Below are 1,201 nucleotides of genomic sequence, written 5' to 3'. Positions count from 1 at the left end.
CAGTTGCACTCGCGTCACGCAAGAACATCTACCGGTCCAGGCCCCGCCGCGAGGGCGAATCCCACAGATTGATCACGACTCGATACGCGCCCTAGTGTCCTGCGCCGGAGATCCATCGTTAGTTCCTGTATGAGTGATTCTTCGGGTGTGCCCGCACCGCATCGTGGTCCGAAGCTGGAACCGTTGTTGTTGTCCGTTGACGAGCGTGCGGTGTTGGAGCGTTGGGCCCGGCGGGACACTAGGCAGTTTCGTTGGATCACTGAGAGCGGAGGCATCGTTTGATGCCTCAGGCGGCTGCGCTGTCGGAACCGCGGTCTACGGTGCGACCATGTTTGTTCTGCCCGATGGATTGCCTCCCGGCCGGCTCCTGTCTCGTGGTCCCGTACGCGTGTGGGTCTCAGAAGAATTCCCTCAAGACGTCGAAAGGCTGTGGCCCCGCCTGCTGAGCGAGCAACGAGCACATGGCCTGGTTCCACTCCTGTGCTGGCCCGCCGCCATGGGAAAACCGCTCAGCCTGGACCACGCCGACGGCGTCCGCCTGGACGAGGTGCTGGCCGCGGGCTTCGCTGAGTACCGCGGCAGGAGGCTGCCGTTCTGGACGGACCCGACGCCTGCCCCGGTACCTGAGGGAATCGAGCCGTGGCCACACGACCCCGGGCCGCCTTTCGAACAGTGGCCGGGCCTGGCACCGGAAATGCCCCTTGCCTCTGAAGGCCCCACGCCCGAGGAGGCTGCGTCAAGCCTGCTGGCCGGGCTCATCGAGGCGGGCCAGTTCGGGCTGGACCAGTGCCGCCTCGTTCTCGTCCCTGCCCATCGCAGCAGCGATGCTTTGGCGTTGATCGGGTGGTCCGCGGAGGCACCACTCCCTCTGCTGTGTGCACTCCTTCGGAGCTGGGAGGACCGCTTCGGTGCCCCGGTCGTGGCGTTGTTCGGCGGCGAGCTGCACGTATCGGTCGCGAGACCTCTCGTTGAAGCAGAGCACGCGAGCCTGCTCGCTTTGGAGCACGTGCTGTCGACCGCGGACAACATCGTCGATGACCCGCCCACGCCGTTCCCCGAGTACGCGATGGACCTTGTGGGGCGGACTTCCTGGTCGTTCTGGTGGGACTAGTGCCGCATCAGGCAACGTTTGCCCTGTTGTGATGTGACGCGCCGTCCGGATGCTGTGGTGGACGGCGCGTGGGCGTCATTCTGTCCGGGT

Annotated in this window: 1 protein-coding gene; it reads left to right on the top strand. The window is 65.5% G+C overall.

The annotated features are described in order from the left end of the window. The first annotated feature begins 496 nt into the window (after positions 1-496). The gene (locus ACZ7IB_RS49285) at positions 497-1,111 is read left to right on the top strand and encodes a DUF4253 domain-containing protein (protein ID WP_470921922.1); all 615 of its coding nucleotides are present in this window, start codon (positions 497-499) and stop codon (positions 1,109-1,111) included. Positions 1,112-1,201 lie beyond the last annotated feature (90 nt).

Source organism: Streptomyces sp. NPDC037301 (genome assembly GCF_055602785.1).
This window is presented reverse-complemented; position numbering and strand designations above follow the sequence as displayed.